Raw genomic sequence first — 17,682 nt, 5'->3', positions numbered from 1 at the left:
ACGCCCCGATGAGTACCCCCGAGCATTACGTACAAGACAAGGCCGCAGCCTCGGGCAGCAGCTTCTACTACGCCTTTCTGTTCCTGCCGCGCGAGAGGCGTGCGGCCATCACTGCCTTCTACGCCTTCTGCCGCGAGGTCGACGACGTGGTGGACGATGTCTCGGACCCGGGCGTGGCCCAGGCCAAGCTGGCCTGGTGGCAGGGCGAGGTCGCCCAGGCCTTTGCCGGTCGGCCCAGCCACCCCGTGATGCAGGCGCTGATGCCCCATGTGCCCGTCTATGGCATCGAGGAGCGCCAGCTGCAGGCCGTCATCGAGGGCTGCCAGATGGACCTGGAACAGCAGCGCCACCCCGACTTTCGCAGCCTGCAGCGCTACTGCTATCTGGTGGCCGGCGTGGTGGGTGAGGTGGCGGCGCGCATCTTCGGCCAGCGCGACGAGCGCACCACGGAATACGCGCACAAGCTGGGCCTGGCCTTCCAGCTCACCAACATCATCCGCGACGTGGGCGAGGACGCCATGCGCGGGCGCATCTACCTGCCCGTGAGCGAGCTGCAGCAGTTCGACGTCAAGGCCCAGGAAATCACCGGGCGCGAGTATTCCGAGCGCTTCACCATGCTGATGCGCTTTCAGGCCCAGCGTGCCCACCTGTTCTATGACGAGGCCCTGGCCCTGCTGCCCGCCGTGGACCGGCGCGCGCAAAAGCCCGGCCTGATGATGGCCAGCATCTACCGCACGCTGCTCACCGAGATCGAGGCCGACGGCTTTCAGGTGCTGCATCAACGCACCAGCCTCACGCCGCTGCGCAAGTTCTGGCTCGCCTGGAAGATGCAGGCTCTGGGGCGGTTTTGAGGCTGGCCATCGTCGGCGCGGGCTGGGGTGGCATGGCGGCGGCCGTGCGGGCGGCGCAGGCCGGCCACGCCGTCACCGTGTTCGAGGCCAGCCGCAGCGCGGGCGGGCGCGCGCGCGCCGTCCATGCGCAGCGCGCCGACGGCAGCGCCCTGCGGCTGGACAACGGCCAGCACATCTTGATTGGCGCCTATGGCGAATGCCTGCGCCTGATGCGTACCGTGGGCGTGGACCCCGAGCACGCCCTGCTGAGGCTGCCGCTGGCCCTGGTGTTTGCCGACGGCTCCGGCCTGGCCCTGCCCGATGCGCCGCCGCCCTGGGACGCGCTGGTGGGCATCGCCCGCGCGCGCGGCTGGAGCGCGCACGAGCGCTGGGCGCTGCTCAAGCGCGCGGCGCGCTGGCGCCTCACGGGCTTTGCCTGCGCACCCGGTACCAGCGTGGCCGAGCTCTGCGCCGGCCTGCCCGAACGGCTGCTGCACGAGTTCATCGACCCGCTGTGCGTCTCGGCCCTGAACACTCCCGCGCACGAGGCCTGCGGCCAGGTGTTTCTGCGCGTGCTGCACGACGGCCTGTTTGCCGGCCGCGGCGGCTCTAACCTGCTGTTGCCGCGCATCGACCTGGGCACGCTGTTTCCCGAGGCGGCAGCGCATTGGCTGCAGGCCCGAGGCCATCGCGTGCACCTGGGCCGGCGCGTGCAGCGGCTCGCCCAGCCCGGCACCCAGTGGCGGGTGGACGACGAGCCCTTTGACGCCGTGCTGCTGGCCACCGGCAGCCACGAGGCCGCGCGCCTGGCGGCCATGGCGCAAAGCCCCCATGCCCCGGCCCTTCAGGCCTGGGCGAGCACGGCGCAGGCACTGGCATTTCGCGCCATTGCCACCGTCTATGCCGAGCTGCCCGGCGCCCACGGGCCGCTGCTTGCCCGCCCCATGCTGGCGCTGCGCGCGCGTGCGGGCCGGCCGGCGCAGTTCGTCTTCGACCGTGCGCGGCTCAGCGGCAACGCCGGCCTGCTGGCCTTCGTCGTCAGCGCCTTCGAGGGCGAGCGCGAGCCGCTCGAGCGCGAGGTGCTGGCCCAGGCCGCCGAGGATCTGGGCCTGTCTGGCCTGCGCGTGCTGCAGACCGTGGTGGAAAAGCGCGCCACCTTTGCCTGCACGCCGGCGCTCGCGCGGCCGCCGCGCGCCATCGCGCCGGGCCTGCAGGCCTGCGGCGACTATGTGGCCGGCCCCTACCCCGCCACGCTGGAAGGGGCCGTGCTGCACGGCGTGGCGGCGGTGCAGAATCTCGCCCAATAACCACCCCCGCCATACCGCCCCCCATGCACATTAGCCTGCAGGAACTGCGCGACATCACCCTGGCCCAGGCCCTCGCCCATGCAGATACGGAACGCGCCCTGGTCAGCCAGACCGAGTGGGACGAGATCACGCACCGCGCCGTGGAGGCCGCACGCGAGCGCGGCGTGCCGCGCGTGGGCGTGGCCGACGTGGTGCGCGAGCGCGCCGCCGCAGTCGTCGCCCGCGCCGCGGGGCGCGACGCCACCGTGGCCGCGCTGCGCCACGCGGGCGCGCAGGGCGCCTGGCTCGCGCGCGGCCTGCCGCTGCTGGCGCTGCTGCTGGGCCTGGTACTCGACCGCGTGGCCAACGCGCACCGGGTGGACCTGCTCTCGCCGCCGCTGCTGCTGGTGCTGGGCTGGAACCTCGTGGTCTACGCGCTGCTGCTCTGGCAGGGCTTGCGCGCGCGGCGCGGCGCCGCGGCCGGCGGGCCCCTGCCACCGTCCGCCCTGCACCAGTGGCTGCTGCGCCGCCAGGCCCATGCCGGCCGGGGTCTGCCCGCACGCATTGCGGCGGACTTCGTGCTGCGCTGGGCGCGCCTGATGCAGGCGCGCTTTGCCCAGCAGACGGCCGCCGTGCTGCACCTGTGCGCGGCCGCCTGGGCCGCGGGCATTGCGCTGTCGCTGCTGCTGCGCGGCCTGGTGGTGAGCTACCGCTTCGGCTGGGAGAGCACCTTTCTCGATGCCAACCAGGTGCACGCCATCGTCAGCCTGCTGTTTGCGCCGCTCACGCTGCTGTTTGGCCTCGCGCCGTTCTCGCTGCAGGAGGTGGCGGCCACGCAGAACTTTGCCGGCGAGGGCGCGGCCGGCGCGCGCTGGGTGTGGATGTACGTGGGGCTGCTGGCGCTCTTCGTGGTGCTGCCGCGGCTGCTGCTGGCGGCCTGGGCCGGCTGGCGCCAGGCGCGGCTGGCGGGCCCATGCCGGCTGGACCCCGAGGCCGGCGAGTTCGACGAGCTGCGCCAGGCCCTGCCGGGCGATCTGCTCATAGGCCTGGCCTGCACCACGCCCGCGCTGCGCCAGCCGCTGGCCACGCTGCTCGCGCTGCACGCCGAGCATGGCGCCCTGCTCAGCCCCCAGGGCGACAGGCTGCGCCTGTTGGAGCCGGCCGAGCAGGCCGCGCCCGTCGACGCCGTGGTGGCCTGGGGCGACGCCCCCACGCCGCCGCTGCCGCCCGCCTGGCAGGGCGCCCCGCTGCTGCACCTGGCCAGCACCGACTGGGGCCGCAGCTGGCCGCAGGACGGCGCGCTGACCGAGCGCCTGGCCACGCTGCTGCCCGCACGCCAGCAGGCCCTGGCGCGCATCACCCAGGCCCTGCAGGCGCGCAACGAGGCCACGTTCACCGACGCGCTGCGGCTGCTCGGCCAGCACCTGCATGGCTGCGCCGCGCTGGTGCAAGCCCCCGAGGGCGCGGCGCGCTACGCCGAGCTGCTGCAGACGCTGGACGGCGCGCTGCAGGTCCTGCACGGCCACGCCCTGCCGCCGGCCGATGCCAGCCGCCGGCTGCCGCCGCCCGCGGCCGCCCTGCCGGCCCAGGGCAGTGACGGCAAGGACGGCACGGCCCTGGCCCTGGGCACCTCGGCCGGCGCCGCCGCCGGGGCCGCGGCCGGCGCCAAGGTGGGCGCCATGATCGACGTGGGCACAGGCGGGCTGACCCTGGGCGTGGGCACGGCCCTGGGCGCGCTGCTGGGCGGCACCACGGCCTGGGCCATGCGCGCGCTGCAGAAGAAGGACGCGCAAAAGACCGGCAGCGACGAGCTGCTGCGCCACATGGTGGAGACCGCCTGCACGCATTACCTGGTGCTGGCCCACGTGGGGCGCGTGCCGGCCGCCGAGGCCAGCGAGCTGGCCACGACACTGGCAGCGGACTGGCAGGCGGAGGTCACGGGCACGGTCGCCGCCCACTGGGACGCCCTGGCCGCGGCGCTGGCGGCCCCGCCCGCCCCCACCGACGCCCTGCAGCCGCTGCTACGCACCATGCTGCGCGGGATTCTGCAAAGAAACATGGGCGCCGGTGATGGCCCGCCTTGAAGGCTTGGCCATGGCATTCGTCGCCTGCAAGGCCCTCGATCCCGGCAAGGGCTAAATGGCCTGCAATAGCCTCAAGGCCTCAAATATCCGCGGGGCCTGAAGTACCCGTCATCCCCGCGAAAGCGGGGATCCACAGCCGCGACCAATCAACGCCTTGGGCCTCTCCTGGATCCCCGCTTTCGCGGGGATGACGGTCCAAAGCGACCGGTGGCCCTCCGCGTGCGCAGGGATCAGCGGGATGTGCTTGCGCACAGAATTCCCATATTGAACAAATCGACCTCAAACCCTTTGCAAGCAAGCGCCAACAGCTATTTTTTCAATAGCGATTGCGGCACACTGGGCGCCGGCGGACGCTCGAGCACATCGGCCAGGCGCAGCATCTCCATGCCCGTGTGCGCCCAGAAGCGCTCCAGCGCCTCGGTGCGCGTGAGCAGCAGGCGCCGCACCAGGGGCTCCATGTGCGTGGTGGGCGGATCGGCGAGCAGCACATAGCGCGCATCGGCCGAGGCGCCCGCGGCCACCTCGTTGACCTGCACCACCCAGTCCAGCCCCGTGAGGGCATCCAGCACGGGCTCGAGCTGCAGCACGTCCACGCGCAGGCGCTGCGCCAGCTGCACGGCCGTCATGCCATGCTCCGCCTGGGCGCGCGCGGCGTGCAGCTGCTGCAGCGTCTCCACGGCCAGCAGAAACGGCCAGCCCTGCCCGCCCCCGTGGCGCGCCACGCCGGCCAGCAGGCTGGGCAGGTAGGCGGCGACCACGGCGCCCAGCAGCACGATGACCCAGGCCACATAGATCCACAGCAGCAGGATGGGCAGCGTGGCAAAGGTGCCGTAGATCACCGAATAGGTGGGCACAGACGCGAGGTAGAGCGCCAGGCCCTTCTTGGCCAGCTCCATGCCCACGGAGACGAACAGGCTGCCGGCCCAGGCGTCGCGCCAGTGCACCTGGGTGTTGGGCACGTAGCGGTACATGGCGGCCACGCCCGCGGCGAGCAGCAGGAACTCGATGCCATCGAGCAGCAGCCGCGCGCCGCCCGGCAGCGCCGTGCCCAGCCCGCGCGAGGCCGCGCCGGCGATCGAGGCCGTGAGCGCCAGGCTCACGGCCAGCACCAGCGGGCCCAGCGTCATCGCGGCCCAGTAGATCAGCACGCGCTGGCCCAGCGGGCGCAGGCTGCGCACGCGCCAGATGGTGTTGAGCGTGCGGTCAATGGTCAGGATCAGCGCCAGCGCCGTGATCATGAGCACGGAAAAGCCCGCCACGCCCAGGCCGCTGGCCTTGGCCGAAAACTGCGTGAGATAGCCGAGCACCGGGCGCGAGATGCTGTCGGGCACCAGGCTGTCGACAAGCCAGCGCTGCAGCATCTTCTCCATCTTGCCGAAGATGGGAAAGGCCGTGAACGCCGCCAGCGCCACGGTGAAGAAGGGCACCAGCGCCAGCAGCGTGGTAAACGTCAGGCTGCTGGCCGTGATGCCCAGCCTGTCCTCGCGAAAGCGCTCGCGCAGCATTTGCGCCGTGGTGCGCCAGGGAAAGTGGGAAAGCTGCGCCAGCCAGATTTCGAGACGCTGCGCGAGGCGTGGGGACAAGGACATGGCCGATATGATCCCAGATTCCGTCCCCGGCCCTTGCCGCAAATCTGGGATGATGCCTGCCCATGCAATCCGAATTTACCCCTAACCATCCCGGCGTGAGCACCGACGTCGCCGCCACGCGCTGGTTGGCCGTGGGCAGCCTGCTGGGCCTGATCGTGCTCAGCCTGGCCTGGGAGCTGTGGCTGGCGCCCCTGCGCCCCGGCGGCTCCTGGCTTGCGCTCAAGGCCCTGCCGCTGGCCTGGCCGCTGGCCGGGCTCCTGAAGCGCCGCATGTACACCTACCGCTGGGTCAGCCTGCTGGTGTGGCTGTACTTCACCGAGGGCGTGGTGCGCGCCTGGAGCGACCCGGCGCCCGGCAACTGGCTGGCCGCCATCGAGATTCTGCTGTGCCTGCTGCTGTTCACGGCCTGCGCCCTGCATGTGCGCCTGCGCCTGGCCGCCGCCAAGGCACGTTCCTCCACCCCTGCTGCCGACCCGACATGACCTCTGCCCTGCTCGATCGCCTGCGCCACATCGTCGGCGCCGCCCATGTGCTCACCGAGGGTGACCTCACCGCCTATGAACAGGACTGGCGCAAGCGCGTCCACGGCAAGGCCCTGGCCGTGGTGCGGCCCGCCTCCACGCAGGAGGTGGCCGCCGTGGTCAAGGCCTGCGCCGAGGCCGGCACATCCATCGTGCCCCAGGGCGGCAATACCGGCCTGTCCGTGGGCAGCACGCCCGACGAGAGCGGCACCCAGGTGGTGCTGAGCCTGACGCGCATGAACGCCGTGCGCGCCATCGACCGCGACAACCTGACCATGACGGTGGAGGCCGGCTGCATCCTGCAAAGCCTGCAGGAGCTGGCCGACAAGGAGGGCCTGCTGTTCCCCCTGAGCCTTGCGGCCGAGGGCAGCTGCACCATTGGCGGCAACCTCGGCACCAACGCGGGCGGCACGCAGGTCGTGCGCTACGGCAACACGCGCGAGCTGTGCCTGGGGCTGGAGGTGGTCACACCCCAGGGCGAGGTGTGGGACGGCCTGTCGGGCCTGCGCAAGGACAACACTGGCTACGACCTGCGCAACCTGTTCATAGGCAGCGAAGGGACGCTGGGCGTGATCACCGCGGCCACCATGAAGCTCTTTCCGCAGCCCGCGGCCAGCCTCACGGCCTGGGCCGCCGTGGCGGACATGGAGGCCGCCGTGCGTCTCCTGGGCCTGGCGCACCAGCACCTGGGCGCGGGGCTCACGGGCTTCGAGGTCATGGGCCGGTTTGCGCTGCAGCTCGTGATCAAGCACATGCCGCAGCTGCGCGTGCCCTTTGCCGGGCAGGACGACGCCCCGCCCTACTGCGTGCTGCTGGAAAACTCCGACAGCGAGTCCGAGGCGCACGCGCGCGAGCGCTTCGAGACGCTCTTGGAGCTGGCCTTCGAGGACGGCTGCGTGCAGGACGCCGTGGTCGCCGAGAGCCTGGCCCAGGCGCACGAGCTCTGGCATATCCGCGAGAGCATCCCGCTGGCCCAGGCCGAGGAAGGCCTGAACATCAAGCACGACATCTCGATCGCCGCCTCGCGCATCCCGGCCTTCGTGGCGCACACGGACGCGCTGCTCGCACGCAAGATCGACGGCGTGCGCCTGGTCAACTTCGGCCACCTGGGCGACGGCAACCTGCACTACAACGTGCAGGCGCCCGAGGGTGGCGACGCGCGCGAGTTCCTGCGCACACAGGAGGCGCGCGTGAACGACCTGGTCTACGACGCCGTCGCGCAATTCGGCGGCAGCTTCTCGGCCGAGCATGGCGTGGGCCAGCTCAAGACCGACAAGCTCGCTCTCTACAAGTCGCCCGTGGCGCTGTCCATGATGCGCGCCATCAAGCAGGCGCTGGACCCGCAGGGCATCATGAATCCGGGTTGTGTGCTGACGCGACCGTAGCGGCGGACCGTCCGGGCCAGGGCCGGCCTCAGGCCCGCCCGGACCACACGCTGTCCGCGGCCCCATGCCGCACGCGCCGCGCCGTGGCGCGCGCCATCCACGCGAAGCACAGCGCGCCGACCAAGGCCGTCGCGTCCACGCCCAGTGTGGCCGTACTGGTGTGCGCCCACAGGCCCGTGGACGGGACCAGCCAGGCCAGCAGCGTGGTCAGCGGAATCGCCAGCGTGCAGGCGGCCGACAGCCACAGCAGATGCACCGCCGCGCGCGCCGCGCCGCGCGCGAAGGCCCAGGCCATGGCGCCGAAGAACACCGCAAAGTAGACGTACTGGTGCCAGGCATGCAGGTCCTGCACCTGCGTATGCAGCCACTTGCCCGCCACCATGGTCAGCGACAGCCCGGCCACGCAGCCCAGGCACACGCCCACGGTGGCGGCTGCCAGCCAGTGCGTGTCGCGGCGCTGCGTGGGTGGCGCCTCGCCCTCCTTGCGCGCGCGCCTGCGCCGCGTCTCCACCCACAGCAGGTTGCCGCCATAGAACAGCCACGCACCCGCCAGGCCGAGCAGAAAGTAGCTCCAGCGCACCACCGCGCCGCCATACTGGCCGAAGTGCAGCCCGGCCAGCGTCATGGTGGTGCGCCACCAGGGTTCCTGCGTGGAGGGGCGCATGTGGTCATTGACAGTGTCGCCCGTCACCGCGCTGAGCATGACGGCGGCGTAGCGATGCTCCATGACGTAGCCCGGCTCGATCCCGGTAAAGCGCACCACGGCGGCCTTGTCGCCCACGCGCTCGTACTTCATGGCATCGGGCACGAAGCCAGGGGCCTGCGCCTGCAGCCGATCGAGCAGCTGCGCGGGCGCCAGCATGGGCGCGGCCTCGCCCGTGGGTCTGGGTGCGCGGAACTGCGCCTGAAAGCGCTGCATGCTGGCCTGGTGCTGGTCGCCAAAGATGAGCATGCCCTGGGCACCGAACAGCAGCGCGCCCAGACTGAAGGCCACGCTGGTGGTGGCGATGACGATGTGAAACGGCAGGCTGGCGATGCCCACCACGTTGTGCGCGTCCAACCACATGCGCTTCTTGTTCTTGCCCACGCGCAGCGCGAAGAAGTCCTTGACCAGCGAGGGCAGCAGCACGATCACGCCCGAGACCAGCGCCACGCCGTACAGCAGCGAGACCACACCCATGAAGCGCGCCCCCCATCGCCCCGGTATGCCGGCGCGCATGTGGATCTCGTTGATGAACATGCCCAGCTCCGACGGCTCCTCCTGCCGCGCCAGCAGCTCGCCGCCCTCGCCCAGCGCGGCCCACCAGTGCACATGCTCATGCTCGTGATCCGGGTCGCTCTCGTCGTGCGGCAGCTCCACCTCCCAGGTGACGCGCGCGGCCAGGTCCTCGCGCGCAGACAGATGCACGGTGAAGCCATGCTCGCGCACCTCGGGGTGGGCCACGAGCAGCTTGTCGATCAGCACGGGCACGTCGGCCAGCGGCGTCTGCGCCACGCCGGCCGCGGGCGGCGAGGCCCAGCGCGTGATGGGCTCCATGAACATGGTCAGCGCCCCGGCGTAGAACGCGATGAACAGCGCAAAGCCGCAGGTGATGCCGGTCCAGGTATGGACGGTCTTGTAGATCTTGACGATGGGTGCGGGAATCATGCGAACCACCAGAAGCGGCAGGCGAACAGCAGCGCGAACGCCAGCAGGTTGGCGCCACCCAGCCACAGCCACGCGGCCCGGCCACTGCGAAACAGGTAGCACAGGCTGAACACTGCGATCCATACGAAGGGCATCAGAAAGCGCAGCGTGGTGAAGCGCCCGTCCGGCGCGGCAATGCCGCCGGACACCAGGTAGGCCGGAAGGCCAACCAGCGCCATCGCCAGCCCGAAGCCCAGAAGCAGCCCGGCGCTGGTCTTGGCCCACCAGTCCGGGCGAATGTCGCGTGCCGCCATGTCAGTCTTTCTTCTTGAGTACGGCAATGTAGGGAAAGGCGAACAGGCAGACCATGGCCACATGCAGCGCCACGAAGAAGCCCGCCAGCGGCTGCAGCGCCATGGCCCACAGCCCGATGCCCGCAGCCAGCAGCACAAGTCCCGCCGCCAGGAACGGCCGCGGCAGCGCCCGCGCCCGCCAGCGCTGGTTGGGGCTGACGAGGTAGAGGCACACGCACGCGGCGATGGTGAGGGCCAGGGCGGCAACGGTCATGGAGAACTATAAAAAAGTGAGCTGCCAGCGCTTGCTGTGCAATCGCTGGATGCCAATTTGGCTTAGGGCGTGTTAACACTAATTGTTTTTGCGCCCGCCATGGCACAGACTGGCAGCCATGGAGATAACGCCAGAACAATTCGCCAAGATCGAGCACTGCCTTCCCACGCAGCGAGGAAACGTCAGCCTGAGCAACTTGCAGGTCGTCAACGCCATCCTCTACGTAGCCGAGCATGGCTGCAAGTGGCGTGGACTGCCCAAGCGCTTCGGTAACTGGCACACGATCTACACGCGCATGAACCGCTGGACCAAGGCTGGGGTCCTCGACAGAATGTTCGAGGAACTGCAGAAGGCTCAGGTTGTGCGCATCAAGATCGAGGCGGTGTCACTGGACTCCACAAGCATCAAGGTGCACCCAGACGGCACGGGCGCGCTAAAAAAAACGGCCCCCAATCCATCGGCAAGTCTCGAGGTGGATGGACAACCAAGATTCATATGGTTGCCGCGGATGCTCGAACGGCCATAACGTTCTCACTGTCGCCGGGCCAGGCCGGCGATGCCCCACAAGGGCGCGAACTGCTCGCCAGCCTGGGCGCCCCGAACCGGCCGCTGCACCTGCTCATGGACAAGGCCTACGAGGGCAACGAGACGCGCCAGTTGGCGCTCGATTTGGGCTACATCCCCGTCGTGCCACCGCTGCGTACCCGCGTCGAGCCTTGGGAGTACGACCGCGAGATGTACAAGCGCCGCAACGAGGTTGAGCGTCTATTCCGCCGCCTCAAGGGCTTCCGGCGCATCTTCACGCGGTTCGAGAAACTCGACATCATGTTCCTCGGCTTCATCAGCTTTGTACTCGTCGCTGATGGGCTTCGGATGTGTTAACAGGCCCTAGAAGTCCACGGTGAGTGAGGCCGACACGGTGCGCGGTGCGCCCAGGGTGCCAATGGGCGCGCCTTCGCGGAAGATGCCCGAGTAGTAGTTGCGGTCGGCCACGTTATTCACGTTCAGGCGCAGCACGGCCTGCCTACCCGCCAGCCGGGTGGCGTAGCGCGCGCCCAGGTCAAACACCGACCAGCCAGGCAACTTGAGCGTGTGATTGTTGGTCAGCCACTGGCTGGCGCTGGACTGCACGCGGCCGGTCAGCGTCAGCCCGGGCGCGCCGGGCACATCCCATTCCGCGCCCAGGTTGGCCTGCCAATGCGGCGAGCCCACGGCGGCGTAGCCGTCGAGCAGCCCGCCCTGCGTCTTGCTCTGGATGCTCTGCGCATAGACCACACCACCGAGCACGCGCACGCCGCGTGTGACCTCACCGAAGGTGCTCCACTCCAGGCCACGCACGCGTTTTTCGCCGCCGTCGATGGCGTCCAGGCCCGCGCCGCTGGCAAAGGTGATGAGCTCGGGTTTGGTGATCTGGTAGAGCGCTGCCGTGTGCGTGAAGCTGCCCGCATTCCACTTCACGCCCAGCTCGGTCTGCTTGGTCTTGTAGGGCGCGAAGGTGTGGTTGCGCACGTAGCCGTTGTCGGTGGAGATGCGCCCACCCTGGCTCAGCCCCTGCACATAGCTGGCGTACAGCGACACGTTCGGCCCCCAGGGCTTGAACACCACGGCGGCGGCAGGAGTGACCACGCTCTTGTCGTAGGCCACTTCGCCACCGATGGCGATGCCGTCGGAGGTGGGCACAACCTGGTAGCTCTGATGGCGCAGACCCAGCGTCAGCCTGAGCCGCTCGTCCAGCAGGGACAGGGTGTCCACCACGGCCAGGCTGTCGAAGGTCTTGTCGGACCATTTCCTGGCCGCGCCGGGCAGCGCGGGCATGGCCACATAGGAGGGGGCATAGATGTTGGTGGTACCGCCGTTCGAGTTGGCGTCATAGCCATAGTCCATCTTCAGACGCGATGCCTGCAGCGTCATCTCGTGTCCGATGCCGCCGGTGCGGAAGTTCAGGCGCAGGCCCGCCTCGGTGTTCACGTTCTTCTCGTACATGCGCTGGCCGGACATGGACACCGTGCCGGCACCGTCCGCCCCGGTGACAACCACCCATGTTCCCGTGAAGAAGCCCGCGACCTTGCCGTGGCGCACGCCGACATTGGCAAAGGCGGTCACCGCGTCATTGAAGGCATATTCGGTGCGCAGGATGGCGGCCTTGTTCTCGGACTCGCCGTAGGCTGCGGGAAATAGGCCCAGCGAGGCGTCCGGCGCAGCGAGCACGCCCAGCGCAGGGTTGCGGAACATCACGCCGGCGGGCGTGCCCCCGTCGAACTTCTCCTTGGTGTAGTAGGCGTCCAGCGACCCCTTGAAGCCGCCCTGCCGGTAGTCGAGCGCGGCGGACAGGAGCTGGCGCTGGCGCGACTGGCCATCGAGTGCCGTGTCGCCATCGGCAAACGAGCCGTTGAGACGCAGGCCCCATTCCTTGTCGTTGCCAAAGCGCCGGCTCAGGTCGAACCTGGTGCCCAGCTGGCCTTCGGACACATAGTCCAGCGACACGCGCGACAGCGGCGCTTCACCGGCGCGCTTGGGCACCAGGTTGATCGTGCCGCCCAGGGCGCCCGCGGGCGCCATGCCGGTGAACAACGCGCTCGGGCCACGCAGCAGCTCGACACGCTCGAACATCTCCACCGGTGTGCGGCCATAGGGAATCAGGCCGTACATGCCATCGACCACCAGCTCGTTCTGGTTGACGGCGAAGTTGCGCACGCGGAAGTTCTCGAACGGGTGGCCGTCCGAGGTGGAATAGCGCACCGCCGGGTCGTTCTTGAGCACATCGGCGATGGTGCGTGCGCCCTGGTTCTCCATGAGTTCTGCCGTGTAGCTGGTGACACTGAAGGGAATGTCCATCACGTCGGCATTGCCCAACAGACCCAGGCGTGCACCCTTGGCCACCTGGCCACCCGCATAGGCCGCCGGCAGGCCGGTGGCGGAATCGGCCTGTGCCGTCACCGTGACCGGCGCGAGCACGCTGCCGCTTCCTGCGGCGCCAGGCGCTGGCTGCGCAGCCGCCCGCAGCGTGTAGCCGCCGCCCGTGGTCCCCAGCAGCTCCAGACCCGATCCGGCCAGCGCGCGCCGCATGGCCTCGCTCGCCTCGAATCGGCCGCGCACCGGCGCGGCGCTGCGCCCTTGCATCAGCTGCGCATCGGTGCTGAAGGCCAGCCCGGCCTCGCGCGCGATGCGGTTGAGCGTGGCCGCCAGCGGGCCGGCCGGCAGGTCATACTCGCGCACGGCCGCGGCGGCGGCCGTCTGCGCCGCGGCCGGCGCGGCGGCGACCAGCATGCCTGTCGTCAGGGCCAGGAGCAGCGCGGCGGCGCAGGGTTTGAGGGAAAAGGGCAAGGCATGGGACATGGGCATGGCACTCCAGGGCAGATCGGAAAAGGGAAAGCGGAAGGCGCTTCTTTCCTGCTTGCCGAACGAGCGCAAGAAAGTGAGAGGGGGTGGCGCCACTTTTTTTACCGGCTTCTCCCCATTCTCGACAAAGCGCTCCACTGTTGATAGCTGCCAGCGCTTGCTGTGCAATCGCTGGATGCCAATTTGGCTTAGAAGTCCACGGTGAGCGAGGCCGACACGGTGCGCGGTGCGCCCAGGTACAGGCCGCTGCCCCAGATCGACGTGCCCGCCCAATAGTCCTTGCCCGTCACGTTGTGCACGTACATGCGCAGCGTGGTGGCCTTGCCGGCGATCTGGGTCCGGTAGCGGGCACCCAGGTCCCAGCGCGTCCACCCCGGTATGGACTGCGTGTTGGCTGCATTCACGTATTGCTTGCTGGTCCGGACCGCCTGGGCCGACAGCGTGAGGCCGGGCAGCTGGGGCACATCCCACTCACCGCTCAGGTTGAGCTGCAGCCGGGGTGCGCCGGTGGCAGTGTTGCCCTGGTTCACCCCCGTGGCCGTGCGCACCAGGCGCGCCTGGTTGTACATCGCCCCACCATGCAGACGCACGCCGCGCGCGAGCTCGCCGAAGACGTTGACTTCCAGGCCCCGGTTGCGCTGCTCGTTGCCCTGCGCATAGGTGTTGGTGCCAGGCAGGTAGCCGCCGGTGGGCTTGCTCAGCTGGAACAGGCTGACCGTGGTGGCCAGGCGGCCATGGTCGATCTTCGCGCCCACCTCGTACTGCTTGGACTTGTAGGGGGCGAACACTTCGCCGCCGTTGTCGGCATCGATCGGCGCGGTCTCGCCCTGCGACAACCCTTCGATGTAGTTGCCGTACAGCGATACCTTCTCCCACGGCTTGACCACCAGGCCGACCATGGGCGTGAGCGCATCTTCGTCATACGGCGTGCCCGTGGGCTGGCCGGTCAGATAGCTGAAGCTCTCGGTGCGCACGCGCTGGTGGCGCAGGCCGAGCGTGAGCAGCACGCGCTCGTCCATGAAGGACAGGGTGTCGGACAGCGACACGCTGTCCAGGCGGATGTCGGCCTCCTTCCACGGCGCGCGGTCCACGAAGGTGGGCTGTGCATGCACCTGCGGGGCATAGAGGTTGGAGAACTGCGGCGTGGTGCGCTTGATGTCCATGTAGCGGCTGGCGATCTGCTGGTAGGACGTCAGGCCCAGGCTCACGCGGTGATGCACCGCCCCGGTGGCGAACTGGCCGCGCAGGCCCGTGTCCACGGAGTCGGTCTTGTAGCGGAACCGGACCAGCGAATCGAGCATGCGCGTGTTCCCGCTGGCATCGAGCAGCGTGAAGCCACCGCCCGCGCCGATGACGTGGTTCTTGGTGGTGGCCTGCCCGGCGCGCAGCCATGCCGTCCAATGCGCGTTCAGGTCGAACTCGCCAGAGACCATGGCCGATTGGGCGCGGCGATTGCCGACATACCAGGGCTGGCCAAGGTTGTGGGTCGCATCCGGTGCGCTCGGAACCACGATGCCGGACGCCACGTTCAGGACATGCTGGATGCCGTGCAGGTCCTCGCTCTGCGAGATCAGATCGGCCGACAGTCGCAGGCGCTCGCCCCGGTAGTCCAGGCCGAGGGAGCCCAGATCGACCTCCTGCTTCTGGTAGTCGATGGCCTTGTCGCCTCGGCGCACCACGGCATTGGCGCGAATGCCGAATTCCTTCTTCTCGCCAAAGCGCCGCCCCACGTCCAGGTGCAGCGCGCCCTGGCTCTTCGAGGCGTACGAGGCCGTCACCCGCGTGAGCGGATCATCCCCCGCGCGCTTGGGCACGATGTTGATGTTGCCGCCGATGCTGCCAATCGGCGCCATGCCGTTCAGAAAGGCCGTCGCCCCCTTGCTGATCTCGATGCGCTCGACGAACTCCAGCGAGGTGCGGTAGGCCGGCAGCACGCCGTAGAGGCCATTGAAGGTCGCGTCCTTGTTGTCCACGGGAAAGCCGCGGATGACGAACTCGTCGGACAGGGCGCCATTGCCCCCGGACACACGCACCGAGGGGTCGTTGACCACGGCCTCGGCGATGCTCGTCGTCTGCTGGTTCTCTATCGTCTCGCTGGTGTAGGCGGAGATGTTGAAAGGCGTATCGAGAAAGTCCAGATTGCCCAGCACACCCGCACGTGCGCCGCGCGCCACGGCACCGCCCGCATAGACCGGCGGCAGGCCGGTGGCGGAATCGGCCTGCGCCGTCACCGTGACCGGCGCGAGCACCGCCCCGCTGCCTGCGGCGCCAGGCGCTGGCTGCGCAGCCGCCCGCAGCGTGTAGCCGCCGCCCGTGGTCCCCAGCAGCTCCAGACCCGATCCGGCCAGCGCGCGCCGCATGGCCTCGCTCGCCTCGAAACGGCCGCGCACCGGCGCGGCGCTGCGCCCTTGCATCAGCTGCGCATCGGTGCTGAAGGCCAGCCCGGCCTCGCGCGCGATGCGGTTGAGCGTGGCCGCCAGCGGGCCGGCCGGCAGGTCATAGTCGCGCACGGCCGCGGCGGCGGTCGTCTGCGCCGCGGCCGGCGCGGCGGCGACCAACATGCCCGTCGTCAGGGCCAGGAGCAGCGCGGCGGCGCAGGGTTTGAGGGAAAAGGGCAAGGCATTGGGCATGGGCATGAAACTCCAAGAAAGATCAAGAGGTGGAATCGGAAAACCTTCTTCCTTGCATGCCGAACGAGCGCGAAAAAGCGAGAGGGGGTGGCGCCACTTTTTTTTCTGCTTACGCCCTCGCCCTCGCCCGTACCCGGACCCAAACACTCTCATACTGATAGCTTCCAGCGCCCACCTGCAAAGGACTGGCGGCACATTTGATGCCGAACTCAGCGTCGAGGCTCGAGCGTCACCCACCAGCGCGTGGTGTAGGCCACCTCCACTGGCACGGCGGCCGTGAGGGCCAGCAGGGCCTGGTCGGTGTCGCGCAGCGGCAGCGTGCCCGTTACCCGCAGGCTGGCCACGCGCGGATCGACGGCCAGGCGCCCCGGGCGGTAGCGCGCGAGCTGCTCCACCACGTCGGCCAGGGGCTGGTTCTCGACGACGAGCAGGCCGTCCTTCCAGGCGTCGGGTTCGGGCGGTGCGGGCTTGGGCAGGTCCACTCGGCCGCCGTGCAGCAGCGCGGTCTGGCCGGTCTGGACGATGCGCTCGCCCGCGCAGTCATCGTCGGGCGCGGCCGTGCAGCCGGGCGGACGCGCGGCCACGGCGGACTGGGTGACGGTGACTCTCGTGGCGCCGGCCTGCCCAGGCAGCGCCTGGACCGTAAAGCGCGTGCCCAGCGCGCGCAGGCTGCCCCCGTCCGTCAGCACGACAAAGGGGCGCCGCTCTGCACTGCCATGCGCGGTCTCGACCGCCACCTGGCCCGCACGCAGCACGATGGCGCGGCGCGAGGCATCGAACGCCACATCCACGGCGCTGCGCGTGTCCAGGTGCAGCACGGTGCCATCGGGCAATGTGATGCTGCGGCGCTCGCCGGTGCCGGTATGGTGGTCGGCCAGCAGCTCTGTGACGGGCTGGAAGCGGTCGAGCACGCCACAGCCCACCACCACCGCCAGGGCGACGGCCAGCACGGCGGCGGCACGCCGCGGGCGCCGCGCCGCGGGCCGCACCAGCGCCTGGCGCACCGCGGGGCCGCGCGCCACTGCCAGGCTCGCAGCCATCTCGGCGCCCAGCCGATGCAGCTGGCGCCAGGCACGCGCGTGGTCGGGGTGGGCAGCCAGCCAGCGCTGCAGCGCACCGCCCTCTGCGTCCGCACCGCCCTCGCCCTCCTCCATGCGCAGCTGCCAGGCGATGGCCTCGTCGAGCACCTGCGCGGACACCGGCGCGTCGTCTGCAGTCACGCTCGTCATGAGGCGGCGCCAAATCGCAGTTGATACGCGTGGCGCATGGCGCCCGCCAGGTACTGGCGCACACGCGGCACAGACACCTGCAGCTGCGTGGCGATCTCGGCATGCGTGAGGCCGTCGAGCCGGCTCATGAGCCAGGCCGCGCGCGTCTTGGGCGTGAGCCCCTGCAGCAGCGCATCGACGGCCTGCAGCATCTGCACGGCGGCCAGGCGCTCCTCGGGCGAGGGCTGCAGCGCCTCGGGCTGATGGGCCAGGTCGTCGAGATAGGCACGCTCGAGCGCGCCGCGGCGCCAGAAGTCCACCAGCAACCCGTGGGCAACGGTGGTCAGGTACGCGCGCGGCTCGCGCAGCACGTCGGCCTCCAGCGCCTGCACGGGCCGCGCGAGCAGGCGCGCGAAGGTGTCCTGCGCCAGATCCGCCGCGTCGTCCAGGCACCCCAGGCGCCGCCGCAACCAGGCCTGCAACCAGCCATGGTGGTCGCTGTAGAGCGTGTGCAGGGGGTGAACGGACATGGTGCGACGCTTATTTGCGAATGATTCTCGATTATAGAGATGCATACTCCCGAGCGCCGGCACCGGGCGATGCGCATAAAATCTGC

At 69.8% G+C, this 17,682-nt stretch carries 14 protein-coding genes; 6 read left to right on the top strand and 8 right to left on the bottom strand.

The annotated features are described in order from the left end of the window. Positions 1–8: 8 nt before the first annotated feature. The 3 genes from hpnD to ABUE11_RS06415 are packed head-to-tail and all read left to right on the top strand — an operon-like array spanning position 9 to position 4,200. Complete coding sequence (hpnD, locus tag ABUE11_RS06425) at positions 9–851, top strand: presqualene diphosphate synthase HpnD (RefSeq protein WP_367068231.1); 843 nt, start codon at positions 9–11, stop codon at positions 849–851. Further along, a complete protein-coding gene (hpnE, locus tag ABUE11_RS06420) occupies positions 848–2,137 on the top strand; it encodes a hydroxysqualene dehydroxylase HpnE (protein ID WP_367068229.1) in 1,290 nt (429 codons plus the stop codon). The genes hpnD and hpnE overlap by 4 nt, the downstream gene beginning before the upstream one ends. A gap of 23 nt (positions 2,138–2,160) precedes the next feature. Next, entirely contained in the window at positions 2,161–4,200 is a 2,040-nt protein-coding gene (locus tag ABUE11_RS06415; RefSeq protein ID WP_367068228.1) for a DUF2868 domain-containing protein, read from the top strand. 308 nt (positions 4,201–4,508) lie between these two features. On the opposite strand, the gene ABUE11_RS06410 is transcribed toward ABUE11_RS06415, so the two are convergent. After that, positions 4,509–5,789 (bottom strand): YihY family inner membrane protein, encoded by a 1,281-nt coding sequence (locus ABUE11_RS06410; RefSeq protein ID WP_367068227.1) that lies wholly within the window; start codon positions 5,787–5,789, stop codon positions 4,509–4,511. A gap of 62 nt (positions 5,790–5,851) precedes the next feature. Here ABUE11_RS06410 and ABUE11_RS06405 point away from each other — a divergent pair, with 62 nt between their 5' ends. After that, a complete protein-coding gene (locus ABUE11_RS06405) occupies positions 5,852–6,271 on the top strand; it encodes a DUF2069 domain-containing protein (RefSeq protein ID WP_367068226.1) in 420 nt (139 codons plus the stop codon). Next, entirely contained in the window at positions 6,268–7,695 is a 1,428-nt protein-coding gene (locus ABUE11_RS06400; protein WP_367068225.1) for an FAD-binding oxidoreductase, read from the top strand. Before ABUE11_RS06405 ends, ABUE11_RS06400 begins: the two co-directional genes overlap by 4 nt. Positions 7,696–7,723: 28 nt before the next feature. Here ABUE11_RS06400 and ABUE11_RS06395 read toward each other — a convergent pair whose 3' ends face one another. Genes ABUE11_RS06395 through ABUE11_RS06385 form a run of 3 tightly spaced genes read right to left on the bottom strand, consistent with a single transcriptional unit; the run spans position 7,724 to position 9,889 of the window. After that, positions 7,724–9,343 carry a PepSY-associated TM helix domain-containing protein gene (locus ABUE11_RS06395; protein ID WP_367068224.1) on the bottom strand — a complete coding sequence of 540 codons (1,620 nt, stop codon included), beginning with the start codon at positions 9,341–9,343 and terminating at the stop codon, positions 7,724–7,726. Beyond that, positions 9,340–9,636, bottom strand: a complete 297-nt coding sequence (locus ABUE11_RS06390; RefSeq protein WP_367068223.1) for a hypothetical protein — start codon at positions 9,634–9,636, stop codon at positions 9,340–9,342. The genes ABUE11_RS06395 and ABUE11_RS06390 overlap by 4 nt, the downstream gene beginning before the upstream one ends. A 1-nt stretch (position 9,637) precedes the next feature. Then, complete coding sequence (locus ABUE11_RS06385) at positions 9,638–9,889, bottom strand: hypothetical protein (protein ID WP_367068222.1); 252 nt, start codon at positions 9,887–9,889, stop codon at positions 9,638–9,640. 118 nt (positions 9,890–10,007) lie between these two features. Between ABUE11_RS06385 and ABUE11_RS06380 the strand changes: the two genes are divergently transcribed. Next, positions 10,008–10,771 (top strand): IS5 family transposase gene (locus ABUE11_RS06380; RefSeq protein WP_367065164.1). Its coding sequence is split into 2 segments (ribosomal slippage): positions 10,008–10,323 and positions 10,323–10,771, totalling 765 coding nucleotides; the frame shifts between segments, so codons are not numbered across the junction. A gap of 6 nt (positions 10,772–10,777) precedes the next feature. On the opposite strand, the gene ABUE11_RS06375 is transcribed toward ABUE11_RS06380, so the two are convergent. The 4 genes from ABUE11_RS06375 to ABUE11_RS06360 all read right to left on the bottom strand — a co-directional run bounded on the left by ABUE11_RS06375 (position 10,778) and on the right by ABUE11_RS06360 (position 17,596). Beyond that, complete coding sequence (locus ABUE11_RS06375) at positions 10,778–13,225, bottom strand: TonB-dependent receptor (protein WP_367068221.1); 2,448 nt, start codon at positions 13,223–13,225, stop codon at positions 10,778–10,780. A 191-nt stretch (positions 13,226–13,416) separates the two neighbouring features. Further along, the gene (locus tag ABUE11_RS06370; protein ID WP_367068220.1) at positions 13,417–15,864 is read right to left on the bottom strand and encodes a TonB-dependent receptor; all 2,448 of its coding nucleotides are present in this window, start codon (positions 15,862–15,864) and stop codon (positions 13,417–13,419) included. Between the two features lie 203 nt (positions 15,865–16,067). After that, entirely contained in the window at positions 16,068–17,087 is a 1,020-nt protein-coding gene (locus ABUE11_RS06365; RefSeq protein ID WP_367068219.1) for a FecR domain-containing protein, read from the bottom strand. Continuing rightward, positions 17,084–17,596 carry a sigma-70 family RNA polymerase sigma factor gene (locus ABUE11_RS06360; protein ID WP_367068218.1) on the bottom strand — a complete coding sequence of 171 codons (513 nt, stop codon included), beginning with the start codon at positions 17,594–17,596 and terminating at the stop codon, positions 17,084–17,086. Before ABUE11_RS06360 ends, ABUE11_RS06365 begins: the two co-directional genes overlap by 4 nt. Positions 17,597–17,682: the final 86 nt, after the last annotated feature.

It is taken from the genome of Oryzisolibacter sp. LB2S (assembly GCF_040732315.1).
Lineage (GTDB): Bacteria > Pseudomonadota > Gammaproteobacteria > Burkholderiales > Burkholderiaceae_C > Alicycliphilus > Alicycliphilus soli.
The sequence above is the reverse complement of the archived record's forward strand: the minus strand, read 5'-3'. Positions and strand labels throughout refer to the sequence as shown.